The organism is Nocardia sp. NPDC003693, assembly GCF_053981095.1.
On the sequence record NZ_JBSFNO010000022.1, the window covers coordinates 63,469 to 80,251 of the forward strand.

Here is a 16,783-nt window from a genome sequence, read left to right on the forward strand (position 1 = left end):
GTAATAGCAGAATAGTCTGATCTCGGGTATTTCCAAACGTGCCTGGTTTGAAACCTTCCAGTCATGGCATTAGCATTTCGGCGAATAGCGGCACCTCTACGTGGAAGGGCAGTCCATGGCGAAGAAAGTCACCGTAACTCTGGTTGACGACTACGACGGCGAATCGAAGGCCGACGAAACCGTCTTTTTCTCGATCGACGGGATGGATTACGAGATCGACCTGTCGATCAAGAACGCCGGCAAGTTGCGGGAGTCGCTGGAAGCGTGGACCGAGAAGGCCCGCAAGGTGGGGCGCTCCAAGCAGCGCAAGGTCGCCGTGGCGGGTGGGCGTGCCCGTCCGGCGGTGGATCGCGAGGAGAGCACCGCGATCCGCGAGTGGGCACGGGCCCAGGGACATCAGGTGTCCTCCCGGGGACGCATCCCCGCGGAGATCGTCGAGGCGTACCAGCGCTCGAAGTAAAATAACGGGAAAATCCCGTAGTGAAATTCGGCCGGAGCCGGTGCCCGATGGGTACCGGCTCCGGCCTTATAAAGAGGTTCCACCAGCGCTTATTTACGCGGCGTGCAGCGGCGAATCTCCGGCGCGCGGCAGTTCGGCGCGGATTCGCTCGAGCAGTCCGCTCGCGCGTTCGCGATGGACGTCACCCGCGCCCGAGTCACCGGCCGCGTCGGCGAGCGCGGCCAGTACCGCGTCCATCGGCCCGAAGGAAGCCATACCGGTTTCGACTCCGATGACCGTGCCGGTATGCGGCAATAGGAATTCGTAGAGCGCCGCAATCGCGTCGGTATTGCCCAGCGCGATCGCGGTATGGGCCCGCAGCGCCGACATCAGCACCGGATAGGGTCCGTCGCGCCGCGGGTCGGTGTCGTCGAAAACCGCCCGCGCCGCGTCCAGCCGATCCGCGTGCGCCAGCGCCAGCGCGTACGGCTGCGCCATCACGCTCGGCAGTTCGGCATAGCTCGCGCCGATCCGGTCCACCAGCCCCGAGAGATTCCCGCGCGCCCAGCCGATCGCCGTGGCGCAGAACAACTCCGACTCGGTGGCGTTGGTGCTGCCGGAACGCCGTAGCCGCCTGCCGAATTGCTCGTACAGTCGCTCGGCCTGGGCGACTTCCCCGCGCAGCAGCTCCATGGTGGCGGCGAAACAGCCGACCATGTCCAGCAGCGGCTGCAACTGGCCCTCGTCCGCGCATTCGAGGGTGCGCGCGGCTCGGCGCCCGGCTTCCCGAAGATCGGTGCGCGCCACCGCGACCCGGTAACCCTGGTAGTGCGCGAGCGCGCGGTACTCTGCCAGGCCCGCGGCCTCGGCGACCCGCTCCATCTCGGCGGTCAACTCGACGAACTCGGCGTCGTAGTCGAACTCGAGGTAGGTCAGCGCGTTGATCGCCGCGCACACCAGTTCCGCGTCCCCGATCTCGCGCGCCATCGCCAGCGCCTCCCGCGCCAGGGCCTGGCCCGCGTCGTACTCCTCGAGCCCCGCCTCGAACGACGCCGCGATGCGCAGCCGCACCGCGACTTCGGTTTTCGCGATCGACCCGGCGGGGTTCGCCGCCGGGTTCGCCGCTGTCGGGCTCGGTTCGGTGCTCGCCCGCGGGTCGCTGTCGCGGTGCTCGGGAGCCGCGGTCGCGATCGACCCGGCGGACCGCACCGCGGCCGAGTTATCCTGAGCCGCACCGAGTTCCGTGCCGAGGGCGTCGGAACCGCGACCGGTCGTGCCGGTGCGGGCGGGCGGCGGCGCGGACCGCGGCCCGACGGCGTCCAGCGCGGCGAGGGCCCGCGAAAGGGCCTGGCGGACCTGGTGATCCGGGTCACGCCATTCCCGGATGGCCCAGATGACCGGCACCCGCCAGCTGGTCAGCGCGGCGTACCGCAGATCGTCGTCGCCGAGTCCGTCGGCCATCGTCAGCGCGCGCAGGCGTTCGGCGCGGGCCTCGCCGTGCCGGTTGTCGTAGGCCAGGGCGGTGACCAGCGTGCAGCGCAGCTCGAGCAGGGCCGTGCGATCACCGCGCGCGGCGTGTTCGGAGGTGTGCCCGGCGAGTTCGTGCAGTTGCACGGCCGAGCGCAGGAGCCGGACCGTCTCGCTGCGCATGCGGTGCTTCATGCGGTGCCGAGCCGCCGCCCGGACGTATTCGATGGCGTGCCAGGCGGTTTCGGGGGTCGCGCCGAGGAAGGCGTGCCGGGCGAGCACCTCGGGATCGGGGACCGTCCGGGCGTACTGGCGCGGGGTCTCCAGGAGTTCGAGCGCGGCCCAGTGCATGCGGCCGCGGCGCAGCACCGGGATGCCCAGGTACACCGCGTCGCGAATCAGGGTGTGCTCGAAGTCGATGCGCCCCGAGCCCCGGGTGCCGACCAGTCCGGCCGCCTCGGCGGCGGTCACCAGATCGATCAGCTCGTCCTGCGTGGTGCCGGAGACAGCGGCGAGTGCGCTCAGCTCGATTCCGGTGCCCCAGACCGCGACGTGCCGCAGCACCTCGGTGACGCCCGCGGGCAGGCGCGCGACGCGATCGTCGATGAGCTCGCGGATCGATTCCGGCACCTGTTCCAGATCACCGTGCGCGGCCAGCAGTTTCGCCAGTTCGCGGACGAAGAGCGGATTCCCGCCGGTGCGCCGGTGCAGGCGATGCGACAGGTCCTCGTCCACCGGCCGCAGGCCCGCCGCCCGCGCCACCTGCCGGGTGCCCTCGGGGTCCAAGCCGGTGAGCCGGAGCCGCAGCGCGGTCTGCGGGGCCAGCGCGGCGGCGGTGGTGTGCACCCCCGGAACGGCTTCGGATCTGCGGGTGGTCAGCAGGATCAGCACCGGTTCGTCGCGCAGCCAGCTCGCGAGCTGGCGCAGCACCTGCAGGGTGGCGGTGTCGGCGCGATGCACGTCCTCCAGCAGCAGCGCCACCGGGCCCGCCGCCGCACCCGCGCGGCGGCAGCGCTCGGCCAGCGTCCGGGACATGCCGAAGGCGTCCGCGGGCGCGGGCTCGGGCGCCGTTCCGGGGGGCGCCGCGCCGTCGAAACCCGCTGTGGCGTCCAGAATCTCGGACCAGGCCCAGGCGGGCGGCGCGCCGTCGATCTCGGGACAGCCGCCGGTCGCCACCTGCCAGCCGGTCGTGGCCAGCGCGCCCAGCGCGGCCTCGGCCAGGGTGGATTTGCCGATGCCCGCCTCGCCGTCGATCCAGGCCAGGCGCAGCCCGCCCGCGCGGACGGCCTCGGCGAGGGTGAGCAACTCCCCGAGTTCGGCGGTGTACCCGGTGCCGGTCGGCGCGCCGGGGATCTCGATGCCGCTCACCGATTGTCCTGTGCCACTGTCGATGCGGGTCCCCGGACTCGCCGCTGGGCCGGCTCCGGCGGCCGCCCGCTCCGTCCCGGGCGATCGGCGCGGATCCGGGTCCGGCCGCAGTTCGGTGGCGTGGGTGAGGATGGCGCCCTCCAGCTGCCGCAGCGCGGGGGCGGGATCCACGCCGAATTCGCGGCCGAGGAATTCACGGGAGCGGCGAATCGTGGTGAGCGCCTCCAATTGCTGTCCGGTGCGGTATTGCGCGGTGGCCAGCAACCGGACGAGTTCCTCGCGGCCGGGATGTTCGTCGAAGAGTGCGCGGAGTTCGAGAACGACTTCGCCGAAACGTTCGAGTTCGAGTTTGGTCTGGGCGTTCATCTCGATCGCGGTGAGATGCAGATCGGTGAGCCGATCGGTTTCGGCGGCGGCCCATTCGGTATCGGCGAAAGCCTCCAGTGCGGGCCCGTGCCAGTGGCCGAGAACCGTGTCCAGCATGCCGATCCGGCGGGCGGCGTCCGGCCGGGCGGCGGGATTGCTGATGAGTTCCTGATATGCGCGCAACTGCTGTTCGAAATGCCAGGCATCCACGGCGTTTTCGGCTATCCGCAGGGAATATCCGGACGATTCGGACACTATGTAGCGGGCGGGCGCGCGCCGGGCCCGCTGCGGTTCCAGTAGTCGCCGCAGGGTGTGGATGTGCACCTGCAGCACCGCGGCGGCCCGGGGCGGTGGTTGTCCCGACCACAGGTCATCGATCAGTCTGTCGGTGGTGACGGCCTGGCCGCGGGCGACGACGAGGCGGCCGAGGACCGCCCGCTGCATCGGCGTTCCCAGCGGTGCGTCGTGACCGTCGAGCGACAGGTGCAGCGGGCCGAGCACTCTGATCTCCGGCCCTGCCATTCCGAACGCCCTTCCTCATCCCCAGCCAACTGGACGTTCGCCGCAAGAAGAGCACTATCCCGCAAAAAGTCGAAGATGCCAAAAGTTTGCGGAAAAGTTGTCCAATAGTTACGGCCGGAGAGTGGTGGCCCTTGATTCCTGTGCTAGCCGGATGCAATTCGAATGCGTATGAATTCATATGACGGAAACCCCGCCGGAAGTGCACCGGAAGACGGGCGGCGGATACTTTCGGGTGGAACCAATCGAGGAAGGTGTTGTGGCGTGATACAGCAATGTGATTTCCCCGCAGGCGGATTCGGTATCGGTGGAATCGAGCCGGCGGCTTCGGGGGCGTATGTGGACCGTGACGGCGATATTTGGGAGAAGTCCGGGGACGGCTGGCATCTGCTGTTGCAGCAGGGTGTCGCGGTCGATCCCGACTCCGCGTGGGATTGGACCGAGGGCTGCGTCCGCGATTACGCGCCATTCGCTCCGGTGGTCGCCGAAATGCGCTGACCCGGGCGGGCGGTGTCATCGGGCACAAACTCGTCACGGCCCTTGCCGTGCCGCAGGGGGTCACTAGGGTGGAGTCGAGTTCGCCAATCGTTTGCTGTTGCGCGGATCGGCTCACTGATTCGGTGCGGCGGCCCGACGCCACGAGGTGACGATGACCCAGAGCTGGCCCGGTTCCCGGGGATCATTCGACTCTTTCGACGACATATTCGAGCGCTTCTTCGGCAACGGCATGACGTCGCAGCCGCCGGTGCAGCGTATCGATCTGACCCGTTTGCTGAGTGAAAGCGCGAAGGCCGTGGTCGACGGTGCCAGGGCAGCCGCGCACGAGTGGGGCAGCGCGGAGATCACCCCCGAACACCTGCTCTACGCCGCCGCCGACATCGAGCCCGGCACGAGCATCATCACCGAGATCGGCCGCGACCCCGGGCAATTGCGCGCCCAGATGCGGGCGGCCGCGGGCAGCGGGGTCGGCGCGCACGGCGCCGGGCACGCCCTGGCGCTGAGCCCGGCGGCCAAGGCCGCCCTGCGCAACGCCCAGCGCAGCGCCGCCGAGGCCGGCAGCAGCTACATCGGGCCCGAGCACATCCTGCTCGGTATCGCCGCCAGTCCCGAGAGCCCGGCCGCCCAGGCCCTGTCCGGCGCCAAGCTGCCCGCCGCGGGCGCGCCCCGCGAACCCAGCGACACCCCGACCCTGGACGAGTACGGCCGCGATCTGACGGCCGAGGCGCGCGCGGGCAAGGTGGACCCGGTGGTGGGCCGCGCCGAGGAGATCGAGCAGACCGTGGAGATCCTCTCGCGGCGGCGCAAGAACAACCCGGTGCTCATCGGCGATCCGGGCGTGGGCAAGACCGCCATCGTGGAGGGCCTGGCCCAGCGCATCGTCAACGGCGACGTGCCCGACACCCTGGCCGGGCGGCGGGTCGTGGCGCTGGACGTCGCGTCGCTGGTGGCGGGCAGCAAGTATCGCGGCGAGTTCGAGGAGCGGCTCACCAAGGTCCTGGACGAGGTGCGCGCGCACTCGGACGAGCTGGTGGTCTTCATCGACGAGCTGCACACCATCGTCGGCGCGGGCAGCGGCGGCGAGGGGTCGATGGACGCGGGCAATCTGCTCAAACCCGCGCTCGCCCGCGGCGAATTGCACGCCATCGGCGCGACCACCATCGACGAGTATCGCCGGTACATCGAGAAGGACGCCGCGCTGGAACGCCGCTTCCAGCCGGTCATGGTGTCCGAGCCCTCGGTGGCGGACACCATCGAGATCCTGCGCGGTCTGGTCGACGTGTACGAGGAGCACCACCAGGTGCGCTACGACGACGAGGCGCTGATCGCGGCGGCCGAACTCTCCGACCGCTATCTCACCGATCGCTTCATGCCGGACAAGGCCATCGACCTCATCGATCAGGCGGGCGCGCGGGTGCGCCTGCGCACGAAAACCCGTGCCCCCGAAGCCCGGGAGCAGCAGGAGGAACTCGAGCGGCTGCGGCGGGAGAAGGACGCCGCGGTCAACGCCGAGGACTACGAGAAGGCCAACCGGCTCAAGGCCGATATCGCCGCGGCCGAGCACGCGGAGACCCCCGCCGATACCGCCGAGCCGCCGGCGGTGACGATCACCGATATCGCCGAGGTGATTTCGCGCCGCACCGGCATCCCGGTCGCCGATCTCACCGCCGAGGAACGGCAGAAACTGCTGAAACTCGAAGAGGTGCTGCACAAACGGGTCATCGGCCAGGACGAGGCCATCGTCGCGGTCGCCGAGGCGGTGCGCCGGGCGCGGGCCGGGCTGAAGGATCCGCAGCGGCCCATCGGCTCGTTCCTGTTCCTGGGCCCGACCGGCGTCGGCAAGACCGAACTGGCGAAAGCGCTGGCGGAGGCCGTCTTCGGGGACGAGGATCGGCTCATCCGCTTCGACATGAGCGAGTTCCAGGAGAAGCACACGGTATCCCGGCTGGTCGGCGCGCCGCCCGGCTACGTCGGCTACGACGATGCCGCGCAACTCACCGACAAGGTTCGGCGCCAGCCGTATTCGGTGATCCTGTTCGACGAGGTCGAGAAGGCGCACCCGGACGTGTTCAACGTGCTGCTGCAGTTGCTCGACGACGGCCGGGTCACCGACTCCAAGGGCCGCACCGTCGATTTCAAGAACACGATCGTCATCCTGACCAGCAACATCGGCTCGGACATCATCCTGTCCGCGAAAGACGGTGACCTGGAGGCGATCACCCCGCAGCTGGAGGAGCGACTGCGGGGGCATTTCCGGCCCGAGTTCCTCAACCGGCTCGACGAGCAGATCGTCTTCCACCGCCTGGACCGCGCCCAGCTCCGGAACATCGTGAACCTCGTGCTGGACGGCACCCGCCGGCGCCTGCGGGCCCAGGACATCGAACTCGATGTCACCGACAAGGCCATGGACTGGCTCGCCGACACCGGCTATCAGCCCGAGTTCGGCGCGCGGCCGCTGCGCCGAACGGTCCAGCGGCAGTTGGACAACAACCTGTCGAAGAAGATCCTGGACGGCGAGCTGGTCCCCGGCGACACCGTGCGCGTGGACGCCGACGACGCCGGACTCGTGGTCGAGGCGGTGCATCGGGACGGGAACCGGACCAGTCAGAGTTCGATCGCGACCGACGATGCGGCCGGGGCGGGCAAAGCCGGGGACGGAAAGGCCGGGGCCGCGCGGAACGGCCGCGGTGGAGGCGGCGAGGACTAGCCCGGCTCGCGTCGCGGCCCGGCGCCGCGTCGATTCCGTCGGCGCGGCGCCGTTCGCCGTCCGGGACGTCTCTCGCTTTGCGAACGAATCTGAGTTAACTTGCAGGAATGGAGCTCGATCGCGAATCGGCAGCGTTGCCGTTGGGGGACCTCTTCGCCGAGGGGCCGTTCCCCCCGCACCACGCGGGGTGTTTCGGCTGCGGGCCGTCGAACCCGTCCTCGCCGCGCATGGTGTTCGAGCGGTGCGGAAACACCGTGCGTGCGGCCTTCACCCTCGACGAACGGCATCAGGGCGCGCCCGGTGTGGCGCACGGCGGCATGATCGCCGCGGCGCTGGACGAGGCGTCGGGGGCGCTGCTGCTGCCGCTGCGGCAGCCGGCGGTCACCGCGAAGCTGGATGTCGATTTTCGCGCACCCGCGCGGCTGGGCAGGGAATTCGTCGTTACTTCCTGGTTGACCGCGGCCCAGCGGCGCAAGCTCTTCATCGAATCCGAGCTGACCGATGGCGACCTCGTGATCGCCACCGGCCGGGCCATTTTCGTGAAGGTCGAGCAGGAGCACTTCGTGAATCTCGGCGCGAATCCGGGGGAGCTGTTCAGCTCCCAGCGGTAGCGCCGGACGTGCCCGGCGGGGCGGTGATTCAGCCCAGGCGCCGGATGTCACCGCGCACGCGGTAGAAGCCGCCGCGCGCCGATTCGCTGATCGAGTCGACGACGTAGCGCGCGCCCGCCTCGCGAATATCGCGGGGGAACTGCACGTTCCAGCCCCGCTCGTAGCCGGCGGAGACCACGTGCACGCGCAATCCGCCGCCGGTGTTCACGCACTCCACCACGACGCCGTCACCGGCCTCGGCGATGACTTCCACGGTGGCGCTGGGGGTCACGGCCGAGAACTCCGGGGCCTTCACCGACACCGTCTCGGGCAGCACGCCCTGCTCGGCGTCGCGAATGGCGGTCTCGCTCACGTCCAGGCACGCCAGCGAGCCGTTGGTGGTCACCAGGTACAGCTTCTCGTCGTGGTACTGCATGGAGTACGCCGAGCCGCAGCCGGTGCCCAGCTTCCACAGTCGCTGCCCGCTCGCGTCGAAGCAGTAGACCGAGGAGTAGTTGTCGCCGGCGAAGACGTAGCGCCCGTCCGGGGAAGTGGCACAGGAGAACACGGCCCTGTCGCACTGGTAGGTGCGCTCGGACTGCCCGTTCTTGGCCACCATGCGCACCTGGTTGTGGCTGGTGCCCGCGTAGACCGCGTCGGTTTCCTGCCAGCCGAACAGCACCGAGCCGCCGGTCTTGACGTCCCATTCGTTCTTACCGGTGGCCAGGTCGTACTTCGTGACGCCGTTCGAATGGCCGTGGTACACACCGGCATCGTCGATGCGCACCATCCAGCCGGAGTTGCCGGTGCTCTTGCGGGTCCAGAGCGATTCTTCCTCGTGGTCGATGACGGTGAGCCCGCCCTGGCGATCGGAGACGCCCAGGGTGCCGTCGTGGATGTCGAGCCAGTAGATGTCGACGTCGGCGGCGATGTCGTAGGCCGCGCGCGGCACCTTGCCGGACAGATCGTAGACGCGGCCGTCGTCGCAGCCCGCGTAGATCCAGAAGTCGTCGGCGACAATGCATTTCACGGCGTTCGGGAGCTGGAAGCGGCCGGTCACCTCGCCGCCGGGGGTCAGGGTGAACACATCGCCGTTCTCGTTGCCCACCCAGCAGCGGTGCTCGTCCACGAAGATGCCGAAGGCGGCCGCCCCGGAATCGAAGGACCACAGCACGGGGGCCGATTTGGCGGTGGAGCGCTGGGAGACGATGGCCCGGCGGGTGACCGGGCGCTTGCCGCGCGCGCCCATCACGGCGGGGGCGTAGCCCTTGCGGACCTTCTCACCGATCTTCTTGGCGGCCGCGGCGTTCGCCTTCTCCGCGGTGGCGAACGAACTCACCTTGGCGGTGCCGCTCTCACCGATGCGCCCGTATCGAATGGTGACCTGGGTATCGGCCACCACCACCTCGTAGAACTTGTGTGCCGAACCGCTGTCTTCCGACAGTTCCAGGTAATGGGTGGTGGCCGTAGTGCTCATCCGCGTCTCGCTCCGTGCTTTTCGCTGCTCGTCGATGTGGTACGAGGCGAAAACTAGCAAGTCTCACCGACATTCGGGGAACGAGCCGGAAAGCCCTGCTCAGAGGTACAGCTGCGCGACGAGTCCGGCGAGCGCGCCGCCGAGCAGCGGGCCGAGCACCGGGACCCAGGAGTAGGCCCAGTCGGGGTTCTTGTGGTGCGAATCGGCCTGCGCGGGCAGCTGTTCCGGCATGCGCTCGGCGACGCCGCGACCCGCGTCGGCCGGGACCCGCTGCGGTGCGTGCCGCACCGCGCGGCCGGTCGGCAGCAGCGCGTAGGCGATGCGGGGGCCGAGGTCGCGGGCGGGGTTGATGGCGTACCCGGTCGGCCCGCCCAGCGACGCGCCGATGCCCACCACCAGCAGGGCCGCGGCCAGCGGTCCGAGCCCGCTCGGCGTGTGCCCGAAGGCCAGGATGACGAAGACCAGCGCGAAGGTGGCGATGACCTCGGTCAGGAAATTCCACCGGTAGGAGCGGATGGCCGGTCCGGTGGCGAAGACCGCCAGCTTCTTGGCGTCGTCGGGTTCGGCGTCGAAATGCTGTTTGTAGGCGGCGAAGGCGGCGCACGCTCCGGCGAACGCGCCGGCCAATTGCCCGGACAGGTACGCGACGGTGTTGCCGAAGGTCACCGGCACGCCGGGTGCGTAGTCGGCCGATCCGGCGAAGAGATTGCCGATGGTGACGGCGGGATTGAGATGCCCGCCGGTCTTGTAGGCCACGTACACGCCCGCGAACACCCCGAGACCCCAGCCGAAGGTGATGAGCAGCCAGCCGCCCTCGTACCCCTTTGATTTGGCCAGCAACGCATTGGCGACCACGCCCGCTCCGAGCAGGATCAGGATGCCGGTGCCCAGCGCCTCGCTGATGAAAATCGAGCTGAAGTCCATGATGGAACCTCCGGTCGGGGTGTCGTCCGCGGGAACGGCCATACCGGATCAGACTCTACGGTTTTCATTTCCGCAAATCCCTGGGAACACGCGTGCGGCCGGATCAGCCGCCGAGTGCGGCGACGCCGGCCCGCGCGAACTTCTCGTCCAGGTCTCCGCTCGGCGCACCCGCCACGCCGATGCCCGCGACCGGCGCGCCCTTCGCGTCCACCGGGGCGCCGCCGCCCAGGAACAGCGTGCCGGGGATGTCGGCCAGCTGCGGCGCGGACGACAACCGCCCGGCGAGCTCGGAGGTCGGCGCGTTCCAGGACACCGCGGTGAACGCCTTCTCCCGGGCGGCGTCGTAGGACTGCGGGCCCGCGCCGTCGCCGCGCAACTGCACCAGGGTGTTGCCGTTGCGGTCGACCACGGCCACGCTGACCCGCTGGTTGTCCCGCTGCGCCGCGTCCAGCGCGGCCTGCGCCGCCTTCGTGGCGGCCGCGATGGTCAGGTGCGTGCTCTGCTGCAGATTGCCGTCGGAGGCGTCCGCGACGACCGGCGCCTTCGTCGCGGGGTCGGTGCCCTCGGCGTTCGAGGCGACCAAGCCCACCACGCCCGCGGTGGCGGCGACGGCCGCGACGCCGCCGACCAGGAGCCGGGTCCGGAGGCTGATGCTCTTGCTGTTCATGGTGTTTCCCTCGCGTTGTCGGGTGCCGCGGCCGGTGCCGCCGGTTCCCCACCCATACTTCGGCTTCGCGCCCGCTCCGCCATCGACGCGGCGGCTATATCCGCGCCCCCGCCCGGCCGACACCCGGGTCAGCCGATCGGTTGATCCCGATCCGGCCCGCGCCCGGCACAATGAACTGTTCGACCAGCTCACGGCCCATCGAGCCGCGACCAGAGGCCCATCGAATCGCGTGCCCGGCCACGCGGAGGAGGTGACGATCATGTACACCCGCACGCCGCCCGCGCCGGATCCGCGGTGGCTCGGCCTCACCATGGACATCGCCTTCTACGTCCTGCTGGCGGCGTCACTGGCCCGCTTCCTGATTCGCCACCAGGACACCCCGCGAACCCCGTGGGTGGTCGCCCTCTCGCTGGCCCTGGCCGTTCTCTACGCCCTCGGTTCGCATCGCACCGCCACCTATGACCCGGCGAAGTCCGCGCTGCCCGGGCCGGGTGAGACTCCTCGGCCGGACTCCGTCGGGCGTGGCGTCGAACCGGCATCGGCGGAAGTCGTCGATTCCCCGGCGGACGCGACGCACGGTGGCGGGGCTGTGCGCACAGCATCCCATCGGTCGCGACCATCGGGCGACGGAGCGGACTCCGCCGATGCCGCTGCGGCGGAGCCGCTTTCGCCGGTCGGCCCGGTCGACGGGCGTGCGGCGCTGTGGCTGGGGCTGGTCATCGCGGTGTGGGCCGTGCTCGTCCTGCTCGGCCCGAGTTTCGCGTGGTGCGCGGTCCCGCTGCTGTATCTGGCGCTGCGGATCCTGCCGTTGCGGATCGCGGTGGCGGCGGTGGTCGCGCTGACCGTGCTGATCGTCGTGACCCAGGTGCGCCTGGCCGGGTGGCTGGACCCGAACGTGCTGCTCGCGCCGCCGGCCGTGGCCGCGGTGGCGACGGCGACGTTCGTGTTCATGCGCCGCCAGACCGAGCGGCAGGCTGCGCTCATCGACGACCTGATGCGGACCCGGGCGGAGCTGGCGGGCAGCGAGCGGCGCGCGGGCATGCTCGCCGAGCGGCAGCGCGTCGCCATGGAAATACACGACACGCTGGCGCAGGGACTTTCGAGCCAGGGCATGCTGCTGCAGGCCGCGGACCGGGTGTGGGACGCCGAGCCGGAGCGGGCGCGCGCGCACGTGCGCGCCGCCGCCGGGGTGACCGAGCGGAATCTCGCCGAGGCCCGGCGCTTCGTCCACGATCTCGCCCCGGCCGAACTGGCCGAGAACGGTTCGCTGGCAGCGGCTTTGCGCACCCTGGCCGACCGCGCGGCCGACGACGGCATCGCCGCGAGCTTCGCGAGCGACGGCGCCCCCGTGGAGCCGCCCGCCCGCGTCGCGGCCGCGCTGCTGCGCATCGCCCAGGGCGCGCTGGCCAATGCGCGCGAGCACGGCGCGGCACGGACGGTGACGCTCACCCTGACCCACCTCGGCGACCAGATCGTGCTCGACGTCGCCGACGACGGGCGCGGCTTCGATCCGGGCGCCGTGGCCGCCACCGGGGAACGCGGGCACGGGATTCCGGCGATGCGGGCCCGGCTGCGGCAGTTCGGCGGCACGCTCACCATAGAATCCGCGCCGGGCGAGGGCACGGTGCTCTCGGCCGCCATACCCCTGGAGGCGTCGTGACCGCCGAATCCGCTGTGCGCCTGATCATCTGCGACGACCACGCGGTAGTGCGCGCGGGCCTGCTCGCGCTGCTGGGCAGCGCGCCCGGCATCGAGGTGCTCGGCGAGGCGGGCAGCGGCCCCGAGGCGGTGGCCCTGGCCGAACGGCTGCGCCCCGACGTCGTGCTCATGGATCTGCAACTGGGCGGGGACATGGACGGCGCCGAAGCCACCCGTCGCATAACGGCTCTCCCGTCCCCGGCCCCGCGTGTGCTGGTGCTGACCACCTACGACACCGACGCCGACATCACCCGCGCGATCTCGGCCGGCGCGACCGGCTACCTGCTCAAGGCCGAGAGCGCCGACGAGCTGTTCGCCGCGATACACGCTGCCGCACAGGGCCGTACGGCGCTGTCCCCACCGGTGGCCCAGCGCGTCATGTCCCAGCTGCGCCACCCCAAACCCACCCTGACGGCCCGCGAACTCGACATCCTGGCCCAGCTGGCCCGGGGCTCGGGGAACCGCGAGATAGCCCGCGCCCTGCACATCAGCGAGGCGACGGTGAAAACCCACCTGGGCCGCATCTACGACAAACTCGGCGTCGACACCCGCGCCGCGGCGGTCGCCGTGGCCAACGAACAGCGCCTACTGCCCTGACCCGCCCCGTGGTCGGCACCGTAGGCACGAAAAGGCCGTGCCGCACCGATGTTCCGGTGCGGCACGGCCTTTTCGGGCGTTCGGTCAGGCCGTCGCGACCAGGCGGGCCGCGTTGGCCGCCTCGTCGTCGATCGCCTCGTTGGCGGCGAGCTCGGCGTGCACGCGGTCGTAGTAGCGGTTGATCTCGGTGTTGGCGCGCTCGCCGTCCCAGTCCAGGTGCGGGGCGATCAGGGTGGCGATCTCCGGGGCCGCCTTCAGGCCGCGGTCGGGCACCTCGATGGAGATGCGGGTCCGGCGGGTGAGGATGTCGTCCAGGTGCAGGGCGCCCTCGTGGGTGACCGCGTAGACGGCCTCGGCCCCGATGTAGTCGTCGGCACCCGGAATCGGCTGCGCCAGTACGGGATCGGCGGCGATCAGCTCGAAGATGCCCTCGCTCAGCGAGCCGTAGCGGCCGAGCAGGTGGTGCACGGTCTCGACCGGCAGGCCGGTGCGGGCGGCCACGCCGGACGCGTCGTCCAGCATCTCGCGGTAGCCTACTGCGCCCAGGACGGGCACGTTCTCGGTGCTGGACGCCGGCACGTCGCCGCCCAGTCGCGCGGCGGCCGCGTCGACCACGTCCGAGGCCATCACCCGGTAGGTGGTGTACTTGCCGCCCGCGATGACGAACAGGCCCGGCGCGGGCTCGGCCACCGCGTGTTCGCGCGAGAGCTTCGAGGTCTCCTTCGACGCGCCGGTCATCAGCGGGCGCAGCCCCGCGTACGTACCGACGATGTCCGCGCGCGTGAGCGGTTCGCGCAGCAGCGAATTGATGTGATCCAGGATGTACTGCACATCGGCCGCGCTGGCGGTCGGATGGTTCTTGTCCAGCGACCATTCGGTATCGGTGGTGCCGATGATCCAGTGTTCCGCCCACGGAATCACGAACAGCACGGACTTCTCGGTGCGCATGATCAGGCCGGTGTCCATGTTCAGCCGCTCGCGCGGCACCATGATGTGCACGCCCTTGGACATCCGCACGTGGAACGGGAATTCCACGCCGGTCATCTGGATCATGTCGTCGGTCCACACGCCGGTGGCGCTGATGACGGTCCGGGCCCGGATGGTGTGCGCGGCACCGGTTTCCAGATCGGTGACGGTAGCGCCGACGATGCGCTCGCCGTCGCGCAGCAGTCCGGTGACCCGGGTGCGGGTCAGCACGGTCGCCCCGTGCTCGGCGGCGGTGCGGGCCAGTGTCATGGTGTGCCTGGCGTCGTCGACCTGCGCGTCGTAGTAGCGGATCGCGCCGGTCATGGCGTCGTCCTTGAGCGCGGGCGCCAATTCCAGTGCGCCGGTGCGGGTCAGGTGCTTGTGCATGGGCACCGAGCGCGCGCCGCCGAGGGTGTCGTACAGCGCGACCCCGGCGCCGATGTAGGCGCGTTCCCAGACCCGGTGCTGCAGCGGGAACAGGAAGGACACCGGGCGTACCAGGTGCGGCGCGAGCTTGCTCAGCAGCAGCCCGCGCTCCTTCAAAGCCTCACGGACCAGCGCGAAGTCGAGCTGCTCGAGGTAGCGCAACCCGCCGTGGATGAGTTTGGAAGACCGGCTCGAGGTTCCCGCGGCGAAATCGCGGGCCTCGACCAGGGTGACGGACAGGCCGCGCGCGGCCGCGTCCAAGGCGGCGCCGGCTCCGGTTACCCCGCCACCGATGACCAGGACGTCGATCTCGGTGTCGCCGAGCGCATCGATGGCCCGGGCGCGGTAGGCGGGATCCAGTTGTGCGGACACGAAATTGCTCCTTGTTATCGGTTGAGCGGTGATCGAAGGTACGGGGGGATTCAGTCCTGGTCGTCGTCTATATCGACCCAGTCCAGGGTTCGTGAAACAGCTTTGAGCCACCGGGCGTAGCCGCGTTCGCGGCGCTCGGTGGACCAGGTGGGCTCCCAGCGCCGGTCCTCGTGCCAGTTGGCGACAAGTTCGTCGGTGTTGTTCCAGAACCCGACCGCCAGGCCCGCCGCGTAGGCCGCACCGAGCGCGGTGGTTTCGGGGACCCGCGGCCGCGAGACCGGCACGCCGAGGAAGTCGGCCTGGATCTGCATGGCCAGCTCGTTCGCGGTGACGCCGCCGTCCACCCGCAGGGTGGCGAGCCGCACACCGGAGTCGCGCTGCATGGCCTCGACCACGTCGCGGGTCTGGTAGCAGATGGATTCCAGTGTGGCCCTTGCCAGATGGGCGTTGTTGCTGAAGCGCGACAGGCCGACGATGGCGCCGCGGGCGTCGGGCCGCCAGTACGGTGCGAACAGTCCGGAGAACGCGGGCACGAAGTACACCCCGCCGGTGTTCTCGACCGATTCGGCGAGCGATTCCACGTGCGACGCACCGGAAATGATGCCCAGCTGATCGCGGAGCCACTGCACGGCCGACCCGGTGACCGCGATCGAACCCTCGAGGGCGTAGACCGGCTTGTCGTCGCCGAACTGGTAGGCGACGGTGGTGAGCAGTCCGTGCTGCGAGTGCACTATGTCCGTACCGGTATTGAGCATCAGGAAATTCCCGGTGCCGTAGGTGTTCTTGGCCTCACCCGGTCGGAAGCACACCTGCCCGACGGTGGCGGCCTGCTGATCGCCGAGCACGCCGGCGATGAGGACCGAGCCCTTGAACGGCCCGTCCGGGTTGGTGCGACCGAACCCCTCGGGGTCGGCGGACGGCGCGATGCGCGGCAGCATGGCGCGCGGCACCCCGAAGATCTCCAGCAATTCCTCGTCCCAGTCGAGGGTTTCGAGGTTCATGAGCATGGTGCGCGAGGCGTTGGTGACGTCGGTGACGTGTTCGCCGCCGCGCGCCCCGCCGGTGAGGTTCCAGATGAGCCACGAGTCCGGGGTGCCGAACAGGGCGTCACCGCGTTCGGCGGCCGCGCGCACGCCCTGGACGTTGTCCAGGATCCACTTCAGCTTGCCGCCCGAGAAGTACGGCGCCGGTGGCAGACCCGAGCGCTGCCGGATGGTGTCCCCGTGCCCGGCCCGGTTCACCTCGGCGATGATGCGGTCGGTGCGGGTGTCCTGCCAGACGATGGCGTTGTAGTACGGGCGGCCGGTGCGGCGGTCCCAGACCAGGGTGGTCTCGCGCTGATTGGTGACCCCGACCGCGGCCAGATCGTCGGCGGTCAGGTCGGCCGCGGCGAGCGCGGTCTTGATGACGGTGCGGCTGCGTTCCCAGATCTCGGCGGGATTGTGTTCCACCCAGCCGGCCTGCGGCAGTATCTGCTCGTGCTCGAGTTGATGCCGGGCAACCACGTTCCCGCCGTGGTCGAACACCATGAATCGCGTGGAGGTCGTGCCCTGGTCGATGGCTCCGACGTACTGCGTCATCGCGGTCCCTTTCCGGAGACTCGTCGTTGAGTCCGTTTGCCCTGGTGAGCTGGTCGCCGCCGAGCTCTACGTCCACGCTACGAAGGGGTGGCCTGCACTGACAGAGTCTCCGTTCGACAATG

General features: G+C 70.0%; 12 protein-coding genes. 6 read left to right on the forward strand and 6 right to left on the reverse strand.

The genetic code is table 11. The annotated features are described in order from the left end of the window. The first annotated feature begins 115 nt into the window (after positions 1-115). Complete coding sequence (locus ACWDOP_RS23545) at positions 116-460, forward strand: histone-like nucleoid-structuring protein Lsr2 (protein ID WP_454205436.1); 345 nt, start codon at positions 116-118, stop codon at positions 458-460. Between the two features lie 93 nt (positions 461-553). On the opposite strand, the gene ACWDOP_RS23550 is transcribed toward ACWDOP_RS23545, so the two are convergent. Next, a complete protein-coding gene (locus tag ACWDOP_RS23550; RefSeq protein WP_456346789.1) occupies positions 554-4,162 on the reverse strand; it encodes a BTAD domain-containing putative transcriptional regulator in 3,609 nt (1,202 codons plus the stop codon). A gap of 336 nt (positions 4,163-4,498) precedes the next feature. On the opposite strand from ACWDOP_RS23550, the gene ACWDOP_RS23555 reads away from it, so the two are divergent. The 3 genes from ACWDOP_RS23555 (at position 4,499) to ACWDOP_RS23565 (ending at position 7,975) form a co-directional block, all read left to right on the forward strand. After that, positions 4,499-4,657: a hypothetical protein gene (locus ACWDOP_RS23555; protein WP_456346790.1), complete on the forward strand. Its 159-nt coding sequence runs from the start codon at positions 4,499-4,501 to the stop codon at positions 4,655-4,657. Between the two features lie 151 nt (positions 4,658-4,808). Then, a complete protein-coding gene (locus tag ACWDOP_RS23560; RefSeq protein WP_456346791.1) occupies positions 4,809-7,364 on the forward strand; it encodes an ATP-dependent Clp protease ATP-binding subunit in 2,556 nt (851 codons plus the stop codon). Between the two features lie 107 nt (positions 7,365-7,471). Further along, entirely contained in the window at positions 7,472-7,975 is a 504-nt protein-coding gene (locus ACWDOP_RS23565; protein WP_456346792.1) for a PaaI family thioesterase, read from the forward strand. Positions 7,976-8,003: 28 nt separating this feature from the next. Here ACWDOP_RS23565 and ACWDOP_RS23570 read toward each other — a convergent pair whose 3' ends face one another. The 3 genes from ACWDOP_RS23570 to ACWDOP_RS23580 form a co-directional block, all read right to left on the reverse strand. Further along, positions 8,004-9,431 carry a WGR domain-containing protein gene (locus tag ACWDOP_RS23570; RefSeq protein ID WP_456346793.1) on the reverse strand — a complete coding sequence of 476 codons (1,428 nt, stop codon included), beginning with the start codon at positions 9,429-9,431 and terminating at the stop codon, positions 8,004-8,006. A gap of 99 nt (positions 9,432-9,530) precedes the next feature. After that, the gene (locus tag ACWDOP_RS23575; protein ID WP_456346794.1) at positions 9,531-10,397 is read right to left on the reverse strand and encodes an MIP/aquaporin family protein; all 867 of its coding nucleotides are present in this window, start codon (positions 10,395-10,397) and stop codon (positions 9,531-9,533) included. Positions 10,398-10,458: 61 nt separating this feature from the next. Beyond that, positions 10,459-11,022 carry a GlcG/HbpS family heme-binding protein gene (locus tag ACWDOP_RS23580; RefSeq protein WP_456346795.1) on the reverse strand — a complete coding sequence of 188 codons (564 nt, stop codon included), beginning with the start codon at positions 11,020-11,022 and terminating at the stop codon, positions 10,459-10,461. A 259-nt stretch (positions 11,023-11,281) separates the two neighbouring features. Here ACWDOP_RS23580 and ACWDOP_RS23585 point away from each other — a divergent pair, with 259 nt between their 5' ends. Continuing rightward, complete coding sequence (locus ACWDOP_RS23585) at positions 11,282-12,682, forward strand: sensor histidine kinase (RefSeq protein ID WP_456346796.1); 1,401 nt, start codon at positions 11,282-11,284, stop codon at positions 12,680-12,682. Then, positions 12,679-13,317: a response regulator gene (locus ACWDOP_RS23590; protein WP_456346797.1), complete on the forward strand. Its 639-nt coding sequence runs from the start codon at positions 12,679-12,681 to the stop codon at positions 13,315-13,317. Before ACWDOP_RS23585 ends, ACWDOP_RS23590 begins: the two co-directional genes overlap by 4 nt. 84 nt (positions 13,318-13,401) lie before the next feature. On the opposite strand, the gene glpD is transcribed toward ACWDOP_RS23590, so the two are convergent. Beyond that, the gene (glpD, locus tag ACWDOP_RS23595) at positions 13,402-15,081 is read right to left on the reverse strand and encodes a glycerol-3-phosphate dehydrogenase (protein ID WP_456346798.1); all 1,680 of its coding nucleotides are present in this window, start codon (positions 15,079-15,081) and stop codon (positions 13,402-13,404) included. Positions 15,082-15,131: 50 nt separating this feature from the next. Then, positions 15,132-16,661, reverse strand: coding sequence for a glycerol kinase GlpK (gene glpK / locus ACWDOP_RS23600; protein WP_456346799.1), 1,530 nt, complete (start codon positions 16,659-16,661; stop codon positions 15,132-15,134). Between the last annotated feature and the right edge of the window lie 122 nt (positions 16,662-16,783).